We start from the raw sequence: 18,485 nt of genomic DNA, 5'->3' as shown, positions 1-18,485 counted from the left end.
TCACAACTCTTGGTATATGCCTAGATACTGTCTGTATTTGCCCAAGAGAAGGATGTTATGTGAAGTAATGGGGAAAAGCGCGACTATGTACGGTCGAGGAAATACATGGCGGATATCACGCTCTCTGCGAAGGAGTTCCTCAAAAACAGGGCATGCGCCGCTTTGTTCTCGTAGCCGGTGCTGATGTAGACCCAGCGGCGGCCGTGACGGCGCGCGTCAGTGAGGGCGTGCTGGACGAGTGCGCTCCCCACGGCTCGTCGCCGGAAGGGCTCGGCGACGGAGATGTACTCCAACCTGGTGCCTTGATCTACCGGGTCGTCCACGCCGAGCCGGACCTGTCCGGGGTGCCCGCGCCGCTGGTGGACCTGGTGGGACGTTGCCTGGCCAAGGATCGACCGTCTGCGTCGCGTCGGAGTGATCGCCGAGCCGTCCGGCAAGTCCCACCTCGTCGTTGTGAGGTTCAACGACGGTGCGGAACCCGAGAAGGACTGGGCCGCGAAGCACGCGGTCGCCGGCGAGAAGTACGGCTACGTCCTGGCGAAGATCTCGGTGCGCGACGCCGAGCGCACCGCGATGATCCAGCGGCTACGGACGGCGCTGGCGCACTTCGGCGGCGACAGCTACAGCGCGGAGATGACCCTCGACGACCGCGACGGGTAGCCGGAGCAAGCCCGAACGAGCGCAGGGCCGGCAGAGGCGGCCGCCTCCTGCGCCTCCAGCCGGGAGTTCAGCTCAGGGCGGGCTTCTCACTGTCGCGCAGGAAGGCGGCGGTCGCGGGGTCGGCGGGGTAGAACGATTCGATGGCCAGCTCCGAGACCGTGATGTCGAGCGGGGTGCCGAAGGTCGCCACGATGCTGAAGAACGACAACTCCCGCCCCGCCCGCAGGACCCGCAGCGGGACGAAGATGTCGCCGGGGCCGGGCATGTCCACCTCGGGCTCCGGCTGGTCACAGGGGTAGTCGCGCAGCTCCGCGTACAGTTCGCCGAGCTGAGGGTCGGCCGTGACCGAAATCTGCCGCTTGAGCCGGCCGAGCAGGTGCGCGCGCCACTCCCCGAGATTGACGATGTGCGGGGCGAGCCCCTCGGGGTGGAGGCTCGCCCGCAGCACGTTGGTCAGCAGATCGGGATCGATGCCCTCGCTGAGCACCCCGATCCCGGCGTTGGCGTCGACCAGGTCCCAGTTCCGGTCCACCACCACGGCCGGGAAGGGGGCGTGGGCCGTCAGCAGCCGGCGGATCGCGTCGCACACGGCCGCCATCTGCGGTGAGTCGAGGGGTGACGCGGTGTAGATCGGGGCGTACCCGCCGGCCAGCAGCAGGTGGTTGCGTTCCCGAAGGGGGAGATCGAGGTGCTCGGCGAGGTGGAGCACCATGTCCCGGCTCGGCTTGGACCGGCCGGTCTCCAGGAAGCTGAGATGCCGGGTCGAGATCTCCGCCTGGAGCGAGAGATCGAGCTGGCTCATCCGCCGGTGCTCGCGCCATTGCCTGAGCAACTCGCCGAAGGGCCGCTGGTAGAGCTGGGCTGCCGTCACCCCCCGACGCTATCCGGCGTCCGGGACGCCAGGCGATTACCCGGCACGTAATCGCCTGGGTTCCGGGTCCCGTGACACCGTTCGGACATCGCTGAACGAGACGGACCGAAGGAGTCGAGATGAGTGATTTCGCCGCAACGGCCGAGAGGTACATCGCCGCGTGGAACGAGACGGACGCCGACGCGAGGGCGAAAGCGGTCGCCGAGCTGTGGACCGAGGACGGCGGCTACACCGACCCGTTGGCCGCGGTCACCGGCCACGAGGGCATCGCCGCGGTGATCGCCGGGGCTCAGCAGATGTTCCCCGGCTTGGTGTTCACGCTGGGGGGCGCCGTGGACGGCCACCATGACACGATGCGGTTCACCTGGCACCTCGGACCCGAAGGGGCGACGGAGCCGGTCGTGGTCGGCTTCGACGTCGCCGTGCTGTCCGAAGACGGCCGGATCCGGAACGTGTACGGCTTCCTCGACAAGGTCCCGGCCTGACACCGGGGCCCCGAGCCGCCGCGCGGTCAGCGTTTGACGGCCCGCAACACGACGAACTTCGGGTCGCTGGCGACGACCTCGCAGTTGCCGAAGAGCCGGCGCAGTTTCACGTGGTAACCGAGGTGCCGGTTGCCGACGATCCACAACTCCCCGCCCCGGCGGAGCGCGGCCCGTGAACCGTGGAACATGCGCCAGGCCGTCGCGTCGGTCGTCGCCCGGTGCGTGTGGAACGGCGGATTGTTCAGTACGAGGTCGACCGTCCCGGCCGGCACGCCCGACATGCCGTCGGCCGCCAGGAACTCCACCGGGGAATCGACGTTGGCCGAACATGTCGCCTCGGCCGAAGCCAGCGCCTGGTAGGACTCGTCGATGAAGAGCACCTCGGCTTCGTTGTCGGCCACCGCCATGGCCATTCCGAGCACACCGTTGCCGCAGCCCAGGTCGACGATCCGCGTACGGCCGGGGCGGCGAGGAAGGTTTCGCAGGAAGAGGCGGGTGCCGATGTCGAGGCGATCGGCGCAGAAGATGCCCGCGTGGTTGGTGACGGTCCGGCCCGAGGCCGCTCCCACACCATCCGGCAGGGCGTAGCGCCGCGGCCACGGGCTGGGGCCCGGGGAGAGCCGAGGGTCCGGGGAGCAGAAGATGAGCCGGGCTTTCTTCGCCGCCAGCGACGTCCTGGTCGGCCCGAGGATCCGCTCGAAGAGCCTGAGGGTCGAGGTGTGGATCTCGGTGACCATGCCCGCGCCGACGACGACGGTGTCGGCGTGCACGTGGGGGGCGAGGCGGTGAAGCTGGTCCTCCAGGAGCGCGAGGCTCTTGGGGACCCGGATCAGCAGCACGTCGATCCGGTCCGGGGGAGTGTCCCGGGTGGTCAGGAGTCGCGACGTGTCCACGTCGGCACCGTTGCGCGTCAGATTCGCCCGGGTCGCCTCCCTGCTGAGGAAGGAGTCGGTGATCTGTACGGGCCGATGATCGGCCATCGCGGTGACCAGCGCGCCCCACCGGTCGCCGAGGACGACCACGCGGCCGGACAGGTCGATCGGCCGCTCGCCGTCGATCCCGTCGAGGTGCCGCAGCAGGTACTCGTCCGCCGCGTCCCAGGCGCGAAACGGGTCGCGAGGATCCTCGGGGAAGCGGGCGAGGTCGAAGTCACCCCTCGACGTCGTCAAACGGTTCATTGCGCTGCCAGGCTAGCGAGTCACGCGACGTGCCGGGTAATCCGCCTCGGGGCGAGCCGACGGCCGTCAGGAGAGAAGGACAGGTCAGGCGTACCGTCGTTCAGACGCCTCGACGGCGCGAAGGAGTGCCAGAACAGGGCGGACGGACATTGACTCGTTTGTGATCGATGTTCTGTAGCACTGTCCTTCGTGACACATCCGTGGGCGAGACTCGCGCGTCGGCGACGCATCCGCAGGTGGACGGGCATCGCCGCGTTGTGCGTGGGGCTGGTCGCCTGTCAGGGGGCGTTCGGGCGCAATATGCAGGCGGTCACGTACGGCGAGCCCGCACCGTGCCCCAGCGACTTCTTCGAGCCCACGCCCGCGGGCGGAATCGTGATTGATTGCGTCGGGTGGACGCTGCACGTGCCATTTGGCATGGACGTCCGGCTCAGGACGGCCGTCAGCCATGTCCGCTCGTCGTCGATGTACGACACCGGCCGCATTCCCATCGAGATCACCCCGGACGGGCACCGCGTCGCCTACTTCGACGTGCGGGAGCTCCGCTACCTCGCCGAGGATCTCCGTTCCGGTTCCATCCGCCCGCTCACCCCGCGCCTGACGGCTGAGGAGATCATCGGAATCACCTCGGTGGCCAGCTCCGCCGACAGCCGCCACTTCGCCGTGTCCACCAGTGAGGACCGCCGGACGTTCGTCACCGACTTCGAGACGGGGCGGACGAGGACGCTCGACAACGTGTGCTGGGCCTACGGGCTGACCGCCGACGCGCTGATGGGCAGTGCGGGCTGTGACGGTGTCGACGTCTCGATCGACGCCATTCGCTTCGACGGAACGGCGACTCGCTTCCGGTCGGAGGAGGAGCTTCCCCGCGATATGTCCGCGGACCTTCGGTGGTACATCGACTTCGGGGAGCCGGCTTCGATCTACGACACCGCCACGGGACAGCCGGTGCGGTCCCTGCCCTCGGGGCTCACCGAATTGCAGTGGGCGGGTGCCGACACCGTGGTCGCGCGAAACGAGGCTTTCCGGGACAAGGACGAATACATCGCCATCGACGCCGGAACAGGCGAGCGCGTCTCGACAGGCATCCCGTACACCGGCTCGATCGTCTTCGGAAAGGTCCGCTGATGTCGGAGTGGCACGAGCCGGTCCGCCGGACGGCGTCGCTGTTGGGCGGGCGCACGCCGTATGCCGAGCGCATGGCGGAGAAGGCGCTGCGTGACCGGAACGGAACGAAGGACGCCTTCTTCACGCTCTATCGGTCCTATCTCAGCCGCTTCCGCTTCTGGCCCGATCCGGGCTGGGGGAAGGGGCTGTCCAATTTGCAGCGTGCCGTCCTGGTCGCCGTACACCATGACGGCTGGACCGAGGAGGAAACCGCTTGGTTGTGCGGGCGAAGTAGGGGAGCTGTGCGACGGGCGGGCGAGAGGGCGGTCCGCGTTCTGGGCGCCGACGGCGTCGCTGCCGTTTCTCCCGCCGTTCTCGTCGCCGAGCTGCGGGCCATGACGGAGCACCTTCCCGCGCCCGCCGAGCGCAAGCCCGGGCGGCCCGGAACCGGATGGGGTCTCTTCATCGCCTGCCTCGCGGCCTTCGTCCTCGTCATGGGTTATTGCTCGGCCTCAGGTGCTTCGCTCGAAGGGCGCACGAGCCGCCCCGTCGTCCCCCTCGCCTTTTCGGGGCGGGAGTCGTTGCGCGGTCCCACGCAGGCCGTGATCCGGTACGCCTACCGCGTTGATGCGCCGGGAACGGTGCTCATCGACGGGAGCTACTGGGTCGTGGTCACATGGGGGAACCAGCGACTGTCGGTCGAGGACGCCACGCCGAACGACCTCGAGATCAGCCCGGACGGCCGCAGGGTGGCCTATCACAGCCGGAGAGAGAACGAGGTCGTCGTGTATGACCTTCCGTCGGGGAAGGTCCGTAAGGTGTCGAAAGCCAATGGCTCGGACTACTCGCTGTACTTCTCGCCTGACGGCCGCCGCCTGGCGTTCACTTTCAGGGGCAAGCTGTATGTCTGGGACGGCAAGCGGCGGCGTGTTCCCGGGTTCGATTCGGAGTCGATACTGAGGGGCTGGCTGGCGAGCGGGCATGCCCTGTTGGTCGATGACTTAGAGGGGGTCCTGGCGGTCGATTTCCGGGGCAGGGTTGTATTCCGTACGGAGGACCAGAATTTTCGTGCCCTGTCCCCCGATGGGAAGACGTGGATCGCGCTCGACGAGGACGAGAACCACTTCATCCGATATGGCCTGCGCACCGGTCGGCGTAGCATGCGCGTGCCCGCGACGGCGAGGCCCCGGAGGGTCCAGTGCTGGGCCGGTGCGGACACCTTCGTGATCGAAGCCGACGGCTACGGGCCCAGTCACTACTACCGCGTCGATGTCGAGACCGGGGAGGCCGAGCCCCTGCCCGTTCAGGTCCCGGAAGACCTGCGGGAGGTGCGGTTTCCCGGGTGTGCATGACAGGCCCCACGACCGCTGCCCCTGGGCGGAAGGGATGTTTCGCGCGGGACATCGGTCCGTGGATGGAAGATCCTTGTGAAAGAGCGGACGGTGACCCGTACCGGGTCCTCTTCGGCGGAGATCCGAGTGCCGCGAGGCACGCGTACGGGAGGCGCGGCGGGAACGGTCAGCGGCGCATCCCGAACAGGAAGCGGGTCGGCGGTGTGCGACGCACCAGCAGCTCGTACGCCGCGAGCGTCAGGGCGAGCGAGGCCGCCACGATCGCGACGTACTTGACCGGCATCGGGGCGTCCCAGCGGACCACGCCGTACGCGACCGCGACGAGGACCGGCTGGTGGAGGATGTACAGCGGCAGGACGGCGGCGGCCAGGTAGCCGTACAGCCGCCTGCCGGGGCCCTCGCGCCGGGACCGGTCCGAGGCGGCCGCGTCCCGCGCCGCTGTCAGGGCGGAGCGGCGGCGGTCGAGCAGGCCGAGGATGGCGACGAGGCAGCACCACCCCGCCGCGCCGTACAAGGTGCGGACCCCGATCGCGAGCGCGGTCATGTCCGTGAAGGGGTTCGCGCCCGGGGCGTCGCCCGCGATCAGGAACCCCGGCATGCCGATCGCCAGCAGAAGCAGGGCGACGGCGACGGCGAGGAGGGCGTCGCGCCGCATCGCGGTGCGGAACCGCTCGTCGGAGGCGAGCACGAAGCCGTACAGGAAGAACAGCAGGTACGCCCAGCGGCTCCACCCGGCGAACGACTCCTCCATCCCGGCGAGGGCGGTGATCGGCGCGACCGGGACCGCGGGCAGTGCGAGGATCGCGCCGCGCCACCGTACGGCCGCGGCGGCCGGTTCGCGCATCCGGCGGCCGCGCTCGCGCGGCAACCAGCGGGCGAGCGGGGCGAGCAGGAGCGCGTACGCGAGCAGCATCACCACGAACCACAGGTGTCCGGACTCGAAGTGCTCCCCTCGCACGATGAAGGGGAACTCGGTCAGGTCCAGGTGTACGTCGAAGAAGCGCGGCAGGAACCGCAGGTACGACTCGTGGTAGCCGGGGTCGGCCCGCAGCCGGAGCCACTGCGGCACCGGAAGGATCGTGAGCGTCGCGAAGAGCAGCGGCACGCCCAGCCGCAGCAGCCGCTCGACGGCGAAGCCGCCGGGTCCGCGACGGCGGAGGGAGTGCCACGAGCCGAGGCCGGCGATGAGGAAGAGCATCGGCATCGCCCACACCACGGCGAAGCCCGCCACGACGGTGGTCGCCTCGGTGGTCTCGGCGTTCTTGACGTAGAAGTCGTCACGCGTTTCGAACACCAGCGCCGCGTGGAAGAACACCAGCCCGACCACCACCAGCGCGCGGATGGCGTCCAGCTCGGGGCGCCGCTCCGGCCGGATCGCGGGAGGTGGATCGAGGTGGGCCGCCGTCATCCTGCCTCCACAGCCGGGACATCGCCGAATGCCGCTAACACGGTCAGACACGGTCAGAAACGGTCAGACGCGCTCGAACGCCACCCGAACCGCTCGCAGATCGCCTGGACCGCTCAAAAGCGCATGAGCTGCTCGTACGCCGCCCGAGCCCGCTCGAATATGCACGGACCTGCTCGAATGCCGTACGCGCCGATAGCCGATCACCGTCCCCGCGCGGCAGGCCCAGTTTCCGGCAAAACATGGCAGAAGGCCATACCGGGATCGGTGACTTCCTCGGTCGGTGGGCGGCCCAAGGCTCGGGTGAGCGGACGGGGACGGCATGTCTCCGTTGATGGCCCGACCGCGCCGTCCCGGCTAGCGGGGCGGTGCGGCGCGCTCGTCCGCGGCGTCGACCTGGTCGATGAAGGCGAGGACCCGGGCGTTGACGCGGTCGGGGAACTCGCCGTTGATGGCGTGGGAGGCGTCCGGCCACAACTCGACGACGCCGTGGGCGAGCAGCCGGCGGGCGCGCCGGGCGGCCTTGTCCGGATCGTGGATGATGCTGCGCCCGGCGATCAGCGCGAGCACCGGCACGTCGACCGCGGCCACCTGGTCGTCCGCGGGGTACGCCGGCGGGGGCAGGAAGGCGGTGAAGTCCCGCATCCCGGCCGAGATCAGGTCCGCGACGGGCTCGTCGCCGGAGAGGTCGGCTCCGCCGGAGATCCAGCTCAGCAATGCCTGTCGCCACCGCTCAGGGAAGAACGGCACGACCGAGCCGAGGGAGACGACGACCGCCTTCCCGGTGATCCGGCCGAAGAGGGAGGCCGGGTCGAGCAGGCTCGCGGAGGCGACCTTCTCCGGGGCGTCCATGGCGAGCCGGAAGGCGGTCCAGCCGCCGATCGACACTCCGAGGAGGTGCGTCCGGTCGAGGCCGAGCCCGGTCAGGAGCTCCGCGAGCCAGACGGCCTGGTCGGCCGCGCTCGTGAACGGCCTGGTCTGCACCGACAGGCCGGGCTCGCCCAGCAGGTCGATGGTGTAGACGGGGCGGCCGGCCCCGATGAGGCCGCTGAGGTTCGCCGCCCACATCGGGGTGGCGGCGGCCCGTCCCGGCAGCAGGAGCAGCGGCGTGCCGTCGCCGCCACCGAACCGGTAGGCGCGTATGGTCCCGAATCCGGTCGGTGCGTCCCGGATCTCGTCGGGCGCCGGAAGGTCGGCCATGGCCCGGTCGTAGGCGCGCCGGTAGCGCGCGTGGGCCGACGGGTCGGGGAAGTGGCCGAGGCGCCTCCGGCGGTACGCGGCACCGATGTTGGGCCGCACCATGTCGTCCACGTGCGAGATCCTCCGTTTTTGGCGATACGATCGTATTGTTTAGATATCACGATACATTCGTATTGCGAAAGGCGGGGCGGGCCGTGCCCAAGCAGGTGGACCACGCGGCGCGACGGGCCGAGATCGCCCGCGCGGCGCTCAGGCTGTGCGCGCGAGACGGCCTGGCCGGGGTGAGCATCGGGCAGGTCGCCCAGGAGGCCGGCGTGTCCAAGGGGCTCGTGCAGCACTATTTCGCCGGGAAGGCCGACCTGCTGCGCGCCAGCGCCCACGTCCTCCGGGAGGAGATCGCCCGGCACGTAAGCGAGGCCGTCCGGGACGCCGACGGCCCGCGGGAAACGCTGCGGCTCGTGTTGCTCGCCATCGTCGAGCTGGGCGCGCACGCCCCCGTGCTCCTGCTCGCCGGGCACGCGTTCCTGGCCAGGACGGTCGCCGACCCCGAGGTGCGCGACCTGTACCGCACGGGCGGTGACGCGGTCCATCGTGACATCGCCGCGCTCGTGGCGGCCGCCGGTCCGGCTCCCGGCGTCGACCCCGGCGCGGAGGCCCACGCGCTGCTCGGCCTCGCCCGCGGCCTCGCCGACGGCGTGCTGGTCGGGGAGCTGGCCGTCGAGGAGGCGGCCGCGGTCCTCGACCACCACCTCGGCCGGATCCACGCGGAGCCCGGCCGGGCGCCTTCGCCGGACGTCCCCGCCTGACGGTTCCGCTACCGGGCACGTCGGCGGTGCCCCGGCCTTCGGCCCGGCGGGCCCGCCCGCGAAGCGGGTCACGGAGGGCGTCGAGGCCGAGGGGGCCGCTACGGCCGGGCGCGGCGGAAGCCGTACGTCTCGTGCCGCCGGACGAACCCCAGGGACGCGTACAGCCGCGCGGCGGCCAGGTTCTCCGCGTTGTGGTTCACGGTGACGGCGGTCATGCCGTCGTCCGCCATGCGCCGCATCGCGTACAGCATGGCGGCGCGGGCGAGGCCGCGGCGCTGGAAGTCGCGGTGGGTTCCGACCGGCTCGAAGTGGCCGATCCTGTTGCGCTCGTCCGTCCAGTAGACGGTGAACGCGGCGATCCGTCCCTCGGGTGACTCGACGACGATCTCGCGCGCGGGGTCGTAGCCGGGCTTCTCCATGACCGCCGAGCGGTACAGATCTCCCGTCCAGCTCTCCTCGAAGGAGTGGTTGCGCGCCTCGGCCAGTTGCCCGGCGTCGTCGAGGCGGGCGCCGCGCAGGACGAAACCGGGGGGAAGCGAGGGCTCGGGGAGGCCGCCGTCCAGCTCGCGCTCGTTGACGTGGTCCCAGACGCGGAAACGGGCGAACCCGAGCCGGGTGAGCAGGTCGGCTCTCGTGGTGTCGCAGTCGAAGAGGTCGGTCAGCACGAACGGCTCGTCCGCGCCCATGAGGCGGCCCGTGGTCTCGTACGCGGTGCGGAGCATCCGCAGCTCGGCCGCCGTGCCGCGCAGCGACGGCGCGGTGAACACGTCGAACGCCGCGCCGAAGCGCAGGTTGACGGCGACGCCGGCGACCGCGCCCCGGTCCTCCCAGACGTGGACCAGTTCGCCGACCGGGCGGCGGCCGCGGAGGTTCTCGTAGATGCGGTGCGGCAGCTCGCCGATGTGGTCGTACGCGCAGCGGCCGGCTTCGGTGATCCATTCCGCGACGGTCCGTCGGAGGAGCGGCAGGTCCCGGTCGGCGTACGGGCGCATGGTCAGGTCGGCTGTGACGGTCACGCGCTCATCCTTCCGTGGCGGTGTGCCGCCGTTCATCCGCTTTTCCGGCAGTGGCTGGGCTGCGCGTGGGCCGCCGACCGTCAACGGGCGGAGTGGACCAGCGCCGCGATGTCGTCGAACAACCGGTCGTGGGCGGCGGCCGCCTCCGGGGAGACCAGGTCCATGTTCTGGATGAACCCGTGCGTCAGTCCGGCCTCCCGCCTGTGCACCACGCGCGCACCCGCCTCGGCCAGTCGCGCGGCGTAGGCGTCGCCTTCGTCCCGTAGCGCGTCGTGCTCGGCCGTCACGATGAGGGCGTCCGGCATGCCGCGCAGGTCCGGTTCCAGCAGCGGGCTCGCCCGCACGCGTACGGAGGGATCGGGTGTCCAATGCGCGACGGCCCAGGCGAGGAAGTCGGCGTCCAGCCCGTGGCCGGACCCCTTCTCGACGATGCTGGGCTGTGCCAGGGTCAGGTCCGTGTTGGGGCAGATGAGGATCTGCGCGGCGGGCAGCGGCTCGCCCGAGTCCCGCAGCCGCAGGCAGGCCATGGTCGCCAGGTAGCCGCCCGCGCTGTCGCCCGCCACGGCCGTCGGCCGGGCCCAGCGCACCACGGCCGCCACGTCGTCGATGGCGGTGGGACAGGGATGCTCCGGCGCCAGCCGGTAGTCCACGGCCAGGACCTCCACGTCACAGGCGTCGGCGATGCGCCGGCAGGTCCGGTCGTGAGTGTCCAGATCGCCCATCACGAAAGCGCCGCCGTGCGCGAACACCATCAGGGGCCGTTCCTCGTCGGAGGGACGATAGCGGCGCAACGGCAACCCGCCCGGCCCGCGGAGATCTTCCACCCGGGCCAGCTCGGGGCCTCGGGGACGGGTCTCCATTCGCCGCCGTGCTCCCTCGCGCAGCTCGGACAGATCGGGAACGGTCACGCGGGTGACGCTCCTTCCGGCTCGGGCGGCCGGCCCTCGCGTCGGCCGTACGGACTCGCGGGCGGCGGGGTCACCGGCCGGACGGCGACCGGTCGCCGATGACGTCCAGCAAGGCGGCGTGGGTCTCCCGGTCGGCCGCCACGACCAGCCCGCCCGCCCCGGTGTACGGCGGTTGACCGTGGATGCCGGTCACCACGCAGCCGGCGGCCCGGCACAACGCGATCCCGGCGGCGAAGTGCACGCTGTCCCGCAGGTGTCCGTCGGTGACGTACGCGGCGCGCCGGCCGGCGGCGACCCAGGCCACCGCCAGGGTGGTGGAGACGACGCGCGGGCGGAACCGCTCGGCGAAACGTTCGTCGGCGAGCAGCCGGACGGCCCGGAAGCCCGGTGCGTTCGGGAACGGCGGATCGAGGTTGACGTCCACCAACCGCGAGTCGGGCGACGGGGTGAGCTTCTCGTCCACGTCGTCGCGGCGGACGTACGCGTGGTCGCCGTCCGTCCAGAACACCTCGTCGGCGAACGGGTCGGCTGACACCGCCGCCGTGATGTCCGAGCCCGCGCGCAGGGCGACGTTCACCGCGACCAGCATCGTCCGCGCGGCGTAGTTGAGCGTGCCGCACAGGGGATCGACCAGCCACATGCGCTCCGCGTCGCCCGAGCCCGTGCGTCCGCTCTCCTCGCCCGTCACGGCGTCGTCCGGGCGCGCGGCACGGATGACGTCCAGGATGGCGCGCTCGGCCTCGATGTCGGCGGCGGTGGCGAAGTCACCCGCCGACTTCTGGACGCGCGTCAAGGATGCGCCGTACATGCGGCGGACGACGGCGGCGCCCGCTCGCGCCGCGGTGAGGGCCAGCTCTTGGTCGGTGATCGGCATGTGCGCAGGATAGGCGCCGCCGCGGGCGAAGGGGATCACGGTCTGCCGGTGTCTCGACGGCCGGCCCGCGTCGTCCCGCCGACGCCAGAGCATAGAACTCACTTGACACCGCCGTTCTTAATAGAGAGCATTGCTCTCGAAATAGAGCGACGTGCTTTCCGATTGGAGAGGTCCATGACCACCCTCGGCTCTTCCCGTGCCCGCCTGGGAGCCGGTTCCCTGGCCGCCGCCGCCGTGCTGTTCCTCCTGTATCCGCTGGTCCGGCCGTACTCGGACGAGACGACCCTGGCCGGGGCGAGCGCGATGGCCTCCTCGGCCTGGATGGCGGCGCACCTGTTCGCGGCGGTCGGATTCGTGCTCCTCACGCTGGGAGTGCTGGCGCTGCACCTCGTCCTCGACCGGCGGCCGACCCTGCCCGCCGTCGTGCTGACGTGGATCGGGGTGGGGTTGACGCTCCCGTACTACGGGGCCGAGGTCTTCGGGCTCAACGTCATCGCCGGGCGTGCGCTCCAGGATCAGGACGCGTCGCTGCTGGTGCTCGCCGACGAGTTCCGGTACGGCCCGGCGGCGGTCACGATGTTCGGGACCGGGCTCGTGCTGCTCGGCGTCGGCGTGGTCCTCGCCGCCGTCGCCGTCTGGCGCTCCGGTGTGCTCGCGCGGTGGAGCGGCGTGCCGCTGGCCGCCGGGTTCGTCCTCTTCCTCCCGCAGTTCTTCACCCCGCCCGCGTTCCGGATGGCCCACGGCGCGCTGATCGCGATCGGCGGCCTGTGGGCGGCCGTGGAGCTGTGGCGCGCCCGCCGCGCCTGAGCGGCACCCCGTCCTGCCATGAGTAATGCGACGGGCGACGCGGGGCAGAGGGGCGGTCAGGAGCAGCGCGGAGGCGAGCCGGCCGGCGGGCCGGCGAGAGGGGACCCCATGGCCAGGCAGACCATCGCCGAGCAGTTCGTCGACATCCTCGGCCAGGCCGGCGTCCGGCGGATCTACGGCGTCGTCGGGGACAGCCTCAACCCGATCATCGACGCCATCCGCCGCGCCCCCGGGATGGAGTGGGTGCAGGTCCGGCACGAGGAGAGCGCCGCCTTCGCGGCGGGCGCGGAGGCGCAGCTCACCGGCACCCTGGCCGCGTGCGCCGGCAGTTGCGGGCCGGGGAACCTGCACCTGATCAACGGCCTGTACGACGCGCACCGCAGCATGGCGCCGGTGGTGGCACTGGCCGCGCAGATCCCGAGCAGCGAGATCGGCACCGGCTACTTCCAGGAGACGCATCCCGACCGGCTGTTCGCCGAGTGCAGCCACTATTCGGAGTTGATCTCCCATCCCTCCCAGATGCCCAGGGTGCTGCAGACCGCGATCCAGCACGCGGTGGGCCGGTCGGGGGTCTCGGTGGTCAGCCTGCCCGGTGACATCGCCGCCCGCGAGGCGCCCCAGCGGGCCGCCGAGCTGGCGCTGGTCACCCGCCGCCCCACCATCCGCCCGGCCGACGAGGAGATCGACGCGCTCGCCCGGATGGTGGACGACGCCCGCCGCGTGACGCTCTTCTGCGGCAGCGGGACCGCGGGGGCACACGACGAGGTCATGGCCTTCGCGGAACGGGTGAAGGCGCCGGTCGGCCACGCGCTCCGCGGCAAGGAGTGGATCCAGTACGACAACCCGTACGACGTGGGCATGTCGGGGCTGCTCGGCTACGGCGCGGCATATGAGGCGATGCACGAGGCGGACCTGCTGATGCTCCTCGGCACGGATTTTCCGTACAACGCCTTTCTGCCGGACGACGTGCGGATCGTGCAGGTGGACGTGCGGCCCGAGCACCTGGGCCGCCGGTCCAAGCTGGACCTGGCGGTGTGGGGCGACGCCCGCGAGACGCTGCGGGCGCTGACCCCGCGGGTCGCGGAGAAGGCCGACCGCAGGTTCCTGGACCGGATGCTCCGCAAGCACGCGGACGCCCTGACCGGCGTCGTGGACGCGTACACGCGCGACGTGGAGGGGCATGTGCCGATCCATCCGGAGTACGTCGCGTCGGTCCTCGACGAGGAGGCCGACGACGACGCCGTCTTCACCGTGGACACCGGCATGTGCAACGTCTGGGCGGCGCGCTATCTCACGCCGAACGGCCGCCGCCGGGTGATCGGGTCGTTCAGCCACGGTTCGATGGCCAACGCGCTGCCCCAGGCGTTCGGCGCCCAGCTCGCGTGCCGGGGCCGCCAGGTCGTCTCGCTGTCGGGTGACGGCGGGTTCTCCATGCTGATGGGCGACTTCCTGTCGCTGGTCCAGTACGGGCTGCCGGTGAAGGTGGTGCTGTTCGACAACTCCTCGCTCGGCATGGTCGACCTGGAGATGATGGTCGCCGGCCTGCGGCCGCACGGCACGACGTACCCGCACACCGACTACGCCGCCATCGCCCGCGCCGCCGGGGCGTACGGCCTGCGCGTGGAGGACCCGAGACGGGTCAGGGACGCGCTGCGCGAGGCGTTCGCGCACGACGGCCCCGCGCTCGTCGATCTGGTCACCGATCCGAACGCGCTCTCCCTGCCGCCGCGCATCACCGGGGAGCAGATCGCGGGGTTCGCGCTCTCCGCCGGGAAGATGGTGCTGAACGGCGGCGTCGGGCGGATGGTCCAGATGGCCCGCGCCAACCTCCGCAACATCCCCCGGCCGTAGGAGCCGTTGCGCGTCTTTCCTCGGGCTCGCCGAGGAAGGCGCCGACCGCGGCGCACCCTCTTCCCCCGGGCGCGGTTCCGTGCGATTCGAGTCCCGACAACTCTGATGTTCTTGACAAAAAAAGTTGTCGGTGGGACGGTGGGTCGCATGTTGGAAGTGGCGGTGATCGAGGACCCGGCCGCGGCCGAGGTCTCACTGGATCCGGTGCGCGCCCGGCTGCTGGCGGAGCTGGCCGAGCCCCGCTCGGCCACGATGCTGGCCGCCCGGGTCGGCCTGCCGCGCCAGAAGGTGAACTACCACCTCAAGGCCCTGGAGAGGCACGGACTCGTCGAGCTCGTGGAGGAGCGCAGGAAGGGCAACGTCACCGAGCGGGTGCTGCGCGCCACCGCGGCGTCGTACGTGATCTCGCCGGTGGCGCTCGCGACCGTGCAGCCCGACCCGGCGCGCTCTCCCGACCGGTTGTCGGCGCGCTGGCTGCTCGCCCTGGCCGCCCGGCTGGTCGGCGACATCGGGGCCCTCATCACGGGCGCGACACGGGCGCGCAAGCGGGTCGCGACGTACGCGCTCGACGGCGAGGTGCGGTTCGCCTCGGCGGCCGACCGGGCCGCGTTCGCGGAGGAGCTGACGGCCGCGGTCACCGCGCTGGTCTCGAAATACCACGACGAGACGGCCGAGGGCGGGCGCGATCACCGGTTGATCGTCGCCGTGCATCCGAGCGTGAAAGCCGTACCCCAGAACACGACACAGACTGAGGAGTCCTGATATGCCGCACGAGTTCGAGGTACGCGAGGAGATCGTCCTGGACGCCACGCCCGAGCAGGTGTGGGAGGCGATCGCCACCGGCCCGGGAGTCGACTCCTGGTTCATGGGCCGCAACGAGATCGAGCCCCGCGAAGGCGGCCGGACCAGCCAGGAGATGATGGGCTTCACCTCCTACGCCACCGTCACCGCCTGGGAACCCGGGAAGAAGTACGCGATCCGGTCCGACGACAACCCCGACGGCACGTTCATGGCCTTCGAGTACCTCATCGAGGGCCGCGACGGAGGCAGCACCGTGCTGCGCTTCGTCCACAACGGCTTCCTCGGCGACGACTGGGAGGCCGAGTACGACGCCCTCAAGGTGGGCGACCGTATGTACCTGCGGAAGCTCGCCCTCTACCTTCGCCACTTCGCCGGCCGCCACTCGGCGCACAACGTGTTCGCCGTCGGGCCGCGGGTGCCGGACGCGGACCGGGTCTGGGAGGTGTTCGGGGACGCCCTCGGCCTGAGCGGCAAGAAGATCGACGAGGGCGACCCGGTGCGGCTTTCCATCGAGGGCCTGCCGCCGGTCGAGGGGGTCGTCGAGTTCGCCCGGTATCCCAGCTTCCTCGGGTTCCGGAGCGGCGACGGCATCTACATGCTGATCCACGGCCACGAGGGCAGCGTCGTCGCCGAACAGCACGACTTCTCCGGAAGCGTGGCCGGGGAGCGGCTCGACGAGGCCTGGCAGTCCTGGCTCAGCCGCTCCTTCGCCTGACCTCGCCGCACGCCTCGGGCCCGGCTTCCCGGCCGGGCCCGACGCCGTGCCGGTGCTCAGTCGTCGAGGACCTCGACGTCGTAGAAGCAGAAGTGGCCCTTGATCTGGGCGACCTCGGGCTTGGGGTCCGGATATGCCCACACCAGGTCCTTCGCGTCCGGACGCGACCAATAGGACGCCGTGCCCTTGAAGGGGCACTGCGTGTGGGTCTCGGACGGCGTCAGCAGGTCGGTGCGCACGTCCTCCGGCGGAAGGTAGTAGCGGACGGGCAGACCCGTCTCGTGAAGGAGGAGCGGGCGGCGGCTCTCGGCGAGGAGCACGCCGTCGCGCTCGACGCGTACGTGCCGGCCGCCCTGCTCGATGGTGATGCGGTGGCCCTCGGACATGGTGCCTCCTCGCTGTTCGGCGACGGTCTCTCCCGGTCAGCATCCCCGCGGGCGGAAATAGTCCCCGCCGAGCGCATCCGCGAGGGTATGCGCGGATTCCTCGCGTCCCCCCAGCCGCCGGTCGGTCCTCTGGCAGCTCTACGACCTGCTGGTCGCCGCCCTGATCGTCGCGGCGGCGCGGGTGCGGCGCTCCCCGGCGCTCGATGCCGCCGTCCGCGCGTGACGAATCCGAGGCGTCTTCCCATGACTTTCGGCGATCAGGAAAATCGATCACCAAAAGTGGTAAAACCGGAGAAGCGACCGACGTCTGGGGCGAGGTTCATGGCGGGGTTCGAGATCTACGTCAACACGCTGCGAGACTGCGCGGGCACGGCCCTGGCCGTCTCCCACCAGTTCAAGAGCGAGGCCGACGAGGGGCTGCCGTACGTGGGCAACGCCTATTTCGGGGTGATCGATGACGCGTCCGCCAACCTCGCCAAGGCCGTCGGCGAGCTTCTGAAGCATCTCGGCGCCGAGATCGGATACGCCGAGAACAGCCTGGTCAACGTCGAGTCGGCCCTGCACCAAGTGGCCGACAACGTCGCGAATGCCAACAAGGTCGAAACCGGCGACTCTCGCGACTCCCGGGAGGTGTAGCCGTGGCCGACCAATGGGACATCTATCTCCAGCCCATCCAGCGGGTCATCGACACGCTGATCGTGGACGAGGCCGGGATCTCCGCGATCACCGCGCGCCTCAGGAACGCGGCCGACGACGTCGTCACGTACACCGACACGCTGAACCGCGCCGTGGGCACGGTGAACAACGCATGGAACGGAGAAGCCGCCGACCGTTTCGCGGAATTCATGGCGAAATATCCCAATGCGGCGGCCAACCTGAGCGCCGCGCTGACGAGCTGCGCCACCCAGCTCGAGAGCGCCCGGACCGCGCTGAACACGAGCAGGGCGGAAGCGAAGGTGATCTACGACGAGAAACGCGCGTGGATCGACGAGCAGCGCCAGAACTCGAGCACGATCTCGATGACGTACCTCAGGATCCAGGTGGACGACGGCGTGACCCGCGCCGAGGCCTCGAAGCAGCAGGCCGTCAACACGCTCAAGCAGGTGACCGCCAAGCTCAACGAGACCGCGGGGGTCGCGTTCTTCTCGGCCATCGGCCTGCCGACAGACCAAGATTTCGTCCCCGGCAACAAACCCAACATGCGCTGGCTGCCCGACCCGGCCTTCCAGCCCGTGGGAGCCACCCAGGTCGCGAGCTACGACGGCGCGCCGCCAGGGGCGGACCCCGGTTCCCAGCCCGGCGGGCAGGGCGCGGGGAACGGCTCCGGCGGCGGGAGCGGCTCGGGGGGCTCGGGCGGATCCGGCGGGTACAGCGGGTACGGGTCGGTCACGCCGCCCCCCAACGCCCGCAGCCTGGCCAAGAACCCCCGGGCCCAGTCCGTGATCGACTACGCCCTCAAGCAGCTCGGCGACCGGTACGTCTGGGGGGCGACCGGGCCGGACTCCTTCGACTGCTCGGGCCTGACCCTGCGCGCGTACCAGGCGGCGGGGATCACCGTCCCCAGGGTGGCCGCCGCCCAGTGGTCCCAGGGTCCGCGCATCCCGGACGGCAGCGAGCAGGCGGGCGACCTCATCTTCTTCGACAACAACGGGGACGGCAGCCCGGACCACGTGGGCATCGTGCTCGACCCGGAGAAGCACACGATGATCCACGCGCCGAACTCGCGCTCGGTGGTCCGGATCGAGAGCTACGCCGCCTATTCGACTCCCCGGGTCGGTTTCACCCGCCCCGGCATGCCCTGACCGTCGCGAATCCGACCGGCGATTCCCGGCGAGGGGGCGGCCGGGACGCTGTGCTCGCCGGGGACCGGTGCTCTCTCTTCCGCCGCCCGGTCATCTCGGCGACGTACTCCCACCGAGAGCCCGGTCATCGTGACCGGCGGAATTCCGTGTCATGCGGCCGGAACGACCCGATTTGGTTTGGTAATTAGCTAAATAGAGGGTTGTTGAAAACCGAAAATCGGATATGACGCGCGGCGTTGTTCGACAGGTCATTATTGATTA

The 18,485-nt window shown here is 70.6% G+C and carries 20 protein-coding genes; 11 read left to right on the top strand and 9 right to left on the bottom strand.

The features are described 5' to 3' along the window. Window positions 1-83: 83 nt before the first annotated feature. On the bottom strand, window positions 84-323 hold the full coding sequence (locus AWQ70_RS39765; RefSeq protein WP_067171386.1) for a GNAT family N-acetyltransferase: 240 nt from the start codon (window positions 321-323) through the stop codon (window positions 84-86). A gap of 130 nt (window positions 324-453) precedes the next feature. Between AWQ70_RS39765 and AWQ70_RS05680 the strand changes: the two genes are divergently transcribed. Beyond that, window positions 454-660, top strand: a complete 207-nt coding sequence (locus tag AWQ70_RS05680) for a hypothetical protein (RefSeq protein WP_084516546.1) — start codon at window positions 454-456, stop codon at window positions 658-660. 67 nt (window positions 661-727) lie between these two features. On the opposite strand, the gene AWQ70_RS05675 is transcribed toward AWQ70_RS05680, so the two are convergent. Continuing rightward, on the bottom strand, window positions 728-1,531 hold the full coding sequence (locus tag AWQ70_RS05675; protein ID WP_067171382.1) for a helix-turn-helix domain-containing protein: 804 nt from the start codon (window positions 1,529-1,531) through the stop codon (window positions 728-730). Window positions 1,532-1,650: 119 nt separating this feature from the next. On the opposite strand from AWQ70_RS05675, the gene AWQ70_RS05670 reads away from it, so the two are divergent. Further along, entirely contained in the window at window positions 1,651-2,016 is a 366-nt protein-coding gene (locus AWQ70_RS05670) for a nuclear transport factor 2 family protein (protein WP_067171380.1), read from the top strand. 26 nt (window positions 2,017-2,042) lie between these two features. On the opposite strand, the gene AWQ70_RS05665 is transcribed toward AWQ70_RS05670, so the two are convergent. After that, window positions 2,043-3,194: a methyltransferase gene (locus tag AWQ70_RS05665; RefSeq protein WP_067171378.1), complete on the bottom strand. Its 1,152-nt coding sequence runs from the start codon at window positions 3,192-3,194 to the stop codon at window positions 2,043-2,045. A 261-nt stretch (window positions 3,195-3,455) separates the two neighbouring features. Between AWQ70_RS05665 and AWQ70_RS05660 the strand changes: the two genes are divergently transcribed. Together AWQ70_RS05660 and AWQ70_RS05655 are read left to right on the top strand one after the other, a co-directional pair. Continuing rightward, window positions 3,456-4,322 carry a hypothetical protein gene (locus AWQ70_RS05660; RefSeq protein ID WP_067171376.1) on the top strand — a complete coding sequence of 289 codons (867 nt, stop codon included), beginning with the start codon at window positions 3,456-3,458 and terminating at the stop codon, window positions 4,320-4,322. Further along, the gene (locus tag AWQ70_RS05655; protein WP_067171373.1) at window positions 4,322-5,653 is read left to right on the top strand and encodes a TolB-like translocation protein; all 1,332 of its coding nucleotides are present in this window, start codon (window positions 4,322-4,324) and stop codon (window positions 5,651-5,653) included. Before AWQ70_RS05660 ends, AWQ70_RS05655 begins: the two co-directional genes overlap by 1 nt. Window positions 5,654-5,819: 166 nt before the next feature. Here AWQ70_RS05655 and AWQ70_RS05650 read toward each other — a convergent pair whose 3' ends face one another. Both AWQ70_RS05650 and AWQ70_RS05645 read right to left on the bottom strand, forming a co-directional pair. After that, on the bottom strand, window positions 5,820-7,061 hold the full coding sequence (locus AWQ70_RS05650) for an acyltransferase family protein (protein WP_067171372.1): 1,242 nt from the start codon (window positions 7,059-7,061) through the stop codon (window positions 5,820-5,822). Window positions 7,062-7,415: 354 nt separating this feature from the next. Continuing rightward, the gene (locus tag AWQ70_RS05645) at window positions 7,416-8,360 is read right to left on the bottom strand and encodes an alpha/beta fold hydrolase (RefSeq protein ID WP_067171462.1); all 945 of its coding nucleotides are present in this window, start codon (window positions 8,358-8,360) and stop codon (window positions 7,416-7,418) included. A gap of 92 nt (window positions 8,361-8,452) precedes the next feature. Here AWQ70_RS05645 and AWQ70_RS38620 point away from each other — a divergent pair, with 92 nt between their 5' ends. Next, on the top strand, window positions 8,453-9,064 hold the full coding sequence (locus tag AWQ70_RS38620; RefSeq protein WP_067171370.1) for a TetR/AcrR family transcriptional regulator: 612 nt from the start codon (window positions 8,453-8,455) through the stop codon (window positions 9,062-9,064). A 98-nt stretch (window positions 9,065-9,162) separates the two neighbouring features. Here the strand turns inward: AWQ70_RS38620 and AWQ70_RS05635 are convergent, their stop codons facing one another. The 3 genes from AWQ70_RS05635 to AWQ70_RS05625 form a co-directional block, all read right to left on the bottom strand. After that, the gene (locus AWQ70_RS05635; RefSeq protein ID WP_157529904.1) at window positions 9,163-10,080 is read right to left on the bottom strand and encodes a GNAT family N-acetyltransferase; all 918 of its coding nucleotides are present in this window, start codon (window positions 10,078-10,080) and stop codon (window positions 9,163-9,165) included. 80 nt (window positions 10,081-10,160) lie between these two features. Then, the gene (locus AWQ70_RS05630; RefSeq protein ID WP_218004426.1) at window positions 10,161-10,988 is read right to left on the bottom strand and encodes an alpha/beta hydrolase; all 828 of its coding nucleotides are present in this window, start codon (window positions 10,986-10,988) and stop codon (window positions 10,161-10,163) included. A gap of 70 nt (window positions 10,989-11,058) precedes the next feature. Further along, window positions 11,059-11,862 (bottom strand): inositol monophosphatase family protein, encoded by an 804-nt coding sequence (locus AWQ70_RS05625; protein WP_067171458.1) that lies wholly within the window; start codon window positions 11,860-11,862, stop codon window positions 11,059-11,061. Window positions 11,863-12,036: 174 nt separating this feature from the next. On the opposite strand from AWQ70_RS05625, the gene AWQ70_RS05620 reads away from it, so the two are divergent. From AWQ70_RS05620 to AWQ70_RS05605, 4 genes are all read left to right on the top strand, one after another. After that, the gene (locus tag AWQ70_RS05620) at window positions 12,037-12,669 is read left to right on the top strand and encodes a hypothetical protein (RefSeq protein WP_067171366.1); all 633 of its coding nucleotides are present in this window, start codon (window positions 12,037-12,039) and stop codon (window positions 12,667-12,669) included. A gap of 108 nt (window positions 12,670-12,777) precedes the next feature. Continuing rightward, a complete protein-coding gene (locus tag AWQ70_RS05615; protein ID WP_067171364.1) occupies window positions 12,778-14,520 on the top strand; it encodes a pyruvate dehydrogenase in 1,743 nt (580 codons plus the stop codon). 147 nt (window positions 14,521-14,667) lie between these two features. Beyond that, window positions 14,668-15,282: an ArsR/SmtB family transcription factor gene (locus AWQ70_RS05610; RefSeq protein ID WP_084516545.1), complete on the top strand. Its 615-nt coding sequence runs from the start codon at window positions 14,668-14,670 to the stop codon at window positions 15,280-15,282. 1 nt (window position 15,283) lies between these two features. Continuing rightward, window positions 15,284-16,036, top strand: a complete 753-nt coding sequence (locus AWQ70_RS05605) for an SRPBCC family protein (protein ID WP_067171361.1) — start codon at window positions 15,284-15,286, stop codon at window positions 16,034-16,036. Window positions 16,037-16,092: 56 nt separating this feature from the next. Here the strand turns inward: AWQ70_RS05605 and AWQ70_RS05600 are convergent, their stop codons facing one another. Beyond that, window positions 16,093-16,422, bottom strand: a complete 330-nt coding sequence (locus AWQ70_RS05600; protein ID WP_067171360.1) for a DUF427 domain-containing protein — start codon at window positions 16,420-16,422, stop codon at window positions 16,093-16,095. 321 nt (window positions 16,423-16,743) lie between these two features. On the opposite strand from AWQ70_RS05600, the gene AWQ70_RS05595 reads away from it, so the two are divergent. Both AWQ70_RS05595 and AWQ70_RS05590 read left to right on the top strand, forming a co-directional pair. Further along, window positions 16,744-17,058: a hypothetical protein gene (locus AWQ70_RS05595; protein WP_067171357.1), complete on the top strand. Its 315-nt coding sequence runs from the start codon at window positions 16,744-16,746 to the stop codon at window positions 17,056-17,058. A 2-nt stretch (window positions 17,059-17,060) separates the two neighbouring features. Beyond that, the gene (locus AWQ70_RS05590) at window positions 17,061-18,224 is read left to right on the top strand and encodes a bifunctional WXG100 family type VII secretion target/C40 family peptidase (RefSeq protein WP_067171354.1); all 1,164 of its coding nucleotides are present in this window, start codon (window positions 17,061-17,063) and stop codon (window positions 18,222-18,224) included. The last annotated feature ends 261 nt before the right edge of the window (window positions 18,225-18,485 follow it).

The organism is Microtetraspora niveoalba (genome assembly GCF_001570405.1).
Classification (GTDB): domain Bacteria; phylum Actinomycetota; class Actinomycetes; order Streptosporangiales; family Streptosporangiaceae; genus Microtetraspora; species Microtetraspora niveoalba.
Note: the sequence above shows the minus strand (reverse complement) of the source record. Positions and strands in the feature narration are given on the sequence as shown.

Bases quoted from the DNA above. Each gene is read 5' to 3' on its own strand.
- AWQ70_RS05670 (WP_067171380.1), top strand. From the start codon at position 1,651: ATGAGTGATTTCGCCGCAACGGCCGAGAGGTACATCGCCGCGTGGAAC.
- AWQ70_RS05610 (WP_084516545.1), top strand. From the start codon at position 14,668: ATGTTGGAAGTGGCGGTGATCGAGGACCCGGCCGCGGCCGAGGTCTCA.
- AWQ70_RS05620 (WP_067171366.1), top strand. From the start codon at position 12,037: ATGACCACCCTCGGCTCTTCCCGTGCCCGCCTGGGAGCCGGTTCCCTG.
- AWQ70_RS05605 (WP_067171361.1), top strand. From the start codon at position 15,284: ATGCCGCACGAGTTCGAGGTACGCGAGGAGATCGTCCTGGACGCCACG.
- AWQ70_RS05625 (WP_067171458.1), bottom strand. From the start codon at position 11,862: ATGCCGATCACCGACCAAGAGCTGGCCCTCACCGCGGCGCGAGCGGGC.
- AWQ70_RS05615 (WP_067171364.1), top strand. From the start codon at position 12,778: ATGGCCAGGCAGACCATCGCCGAGCAGTTCGTCGACATCCTCGGCCAG.
- AWQ70_RS05645 (WP_067171462.1), bottom strand. From the start codon at position 8,360: ATGGTGCGGCCCAACATCGGTGCCGCGTACCGCCGGAGGCGCCTCGGC.
- AWQ70_RS05650 (WP_067171372.1), bottom strand. From the start codon at position 7,061: ATGACGGCGGCCCACCTCGATCCACCTCCCGCGATCCGGCCGGAGCGG.
- AWQ70_RS05595 (WP_067171357.1), top strand. From the start codon at position 16,744: ATGGCGGGGTTCGAGATCTACGTCAACACGCTGCGAGACTGCGCGGGC.
- AWQ70_RS05600 (WP_067171360.1), bottom strand. From the start codon at position 16,422: ATGTCCGAGGGCCACCGCATCACCATCGAGCAGGGCGGCCGGCACGTA.
- AWQ70_RS05665 (WP_067171378.1), bottom strand. From the start codon at position 3,194: ATGAACCGTTTGACGACGTCGAGGGGTGACTTCGACCTCGCCCGCTTC.
- AWQ70_RS05655 (WP_067171373.1), top strand. From the start codon at position 4,322: ATGTCGGAGTGGCACGAGCCGGTCCGCCGGACGGCGTCGCTGTTGGGC.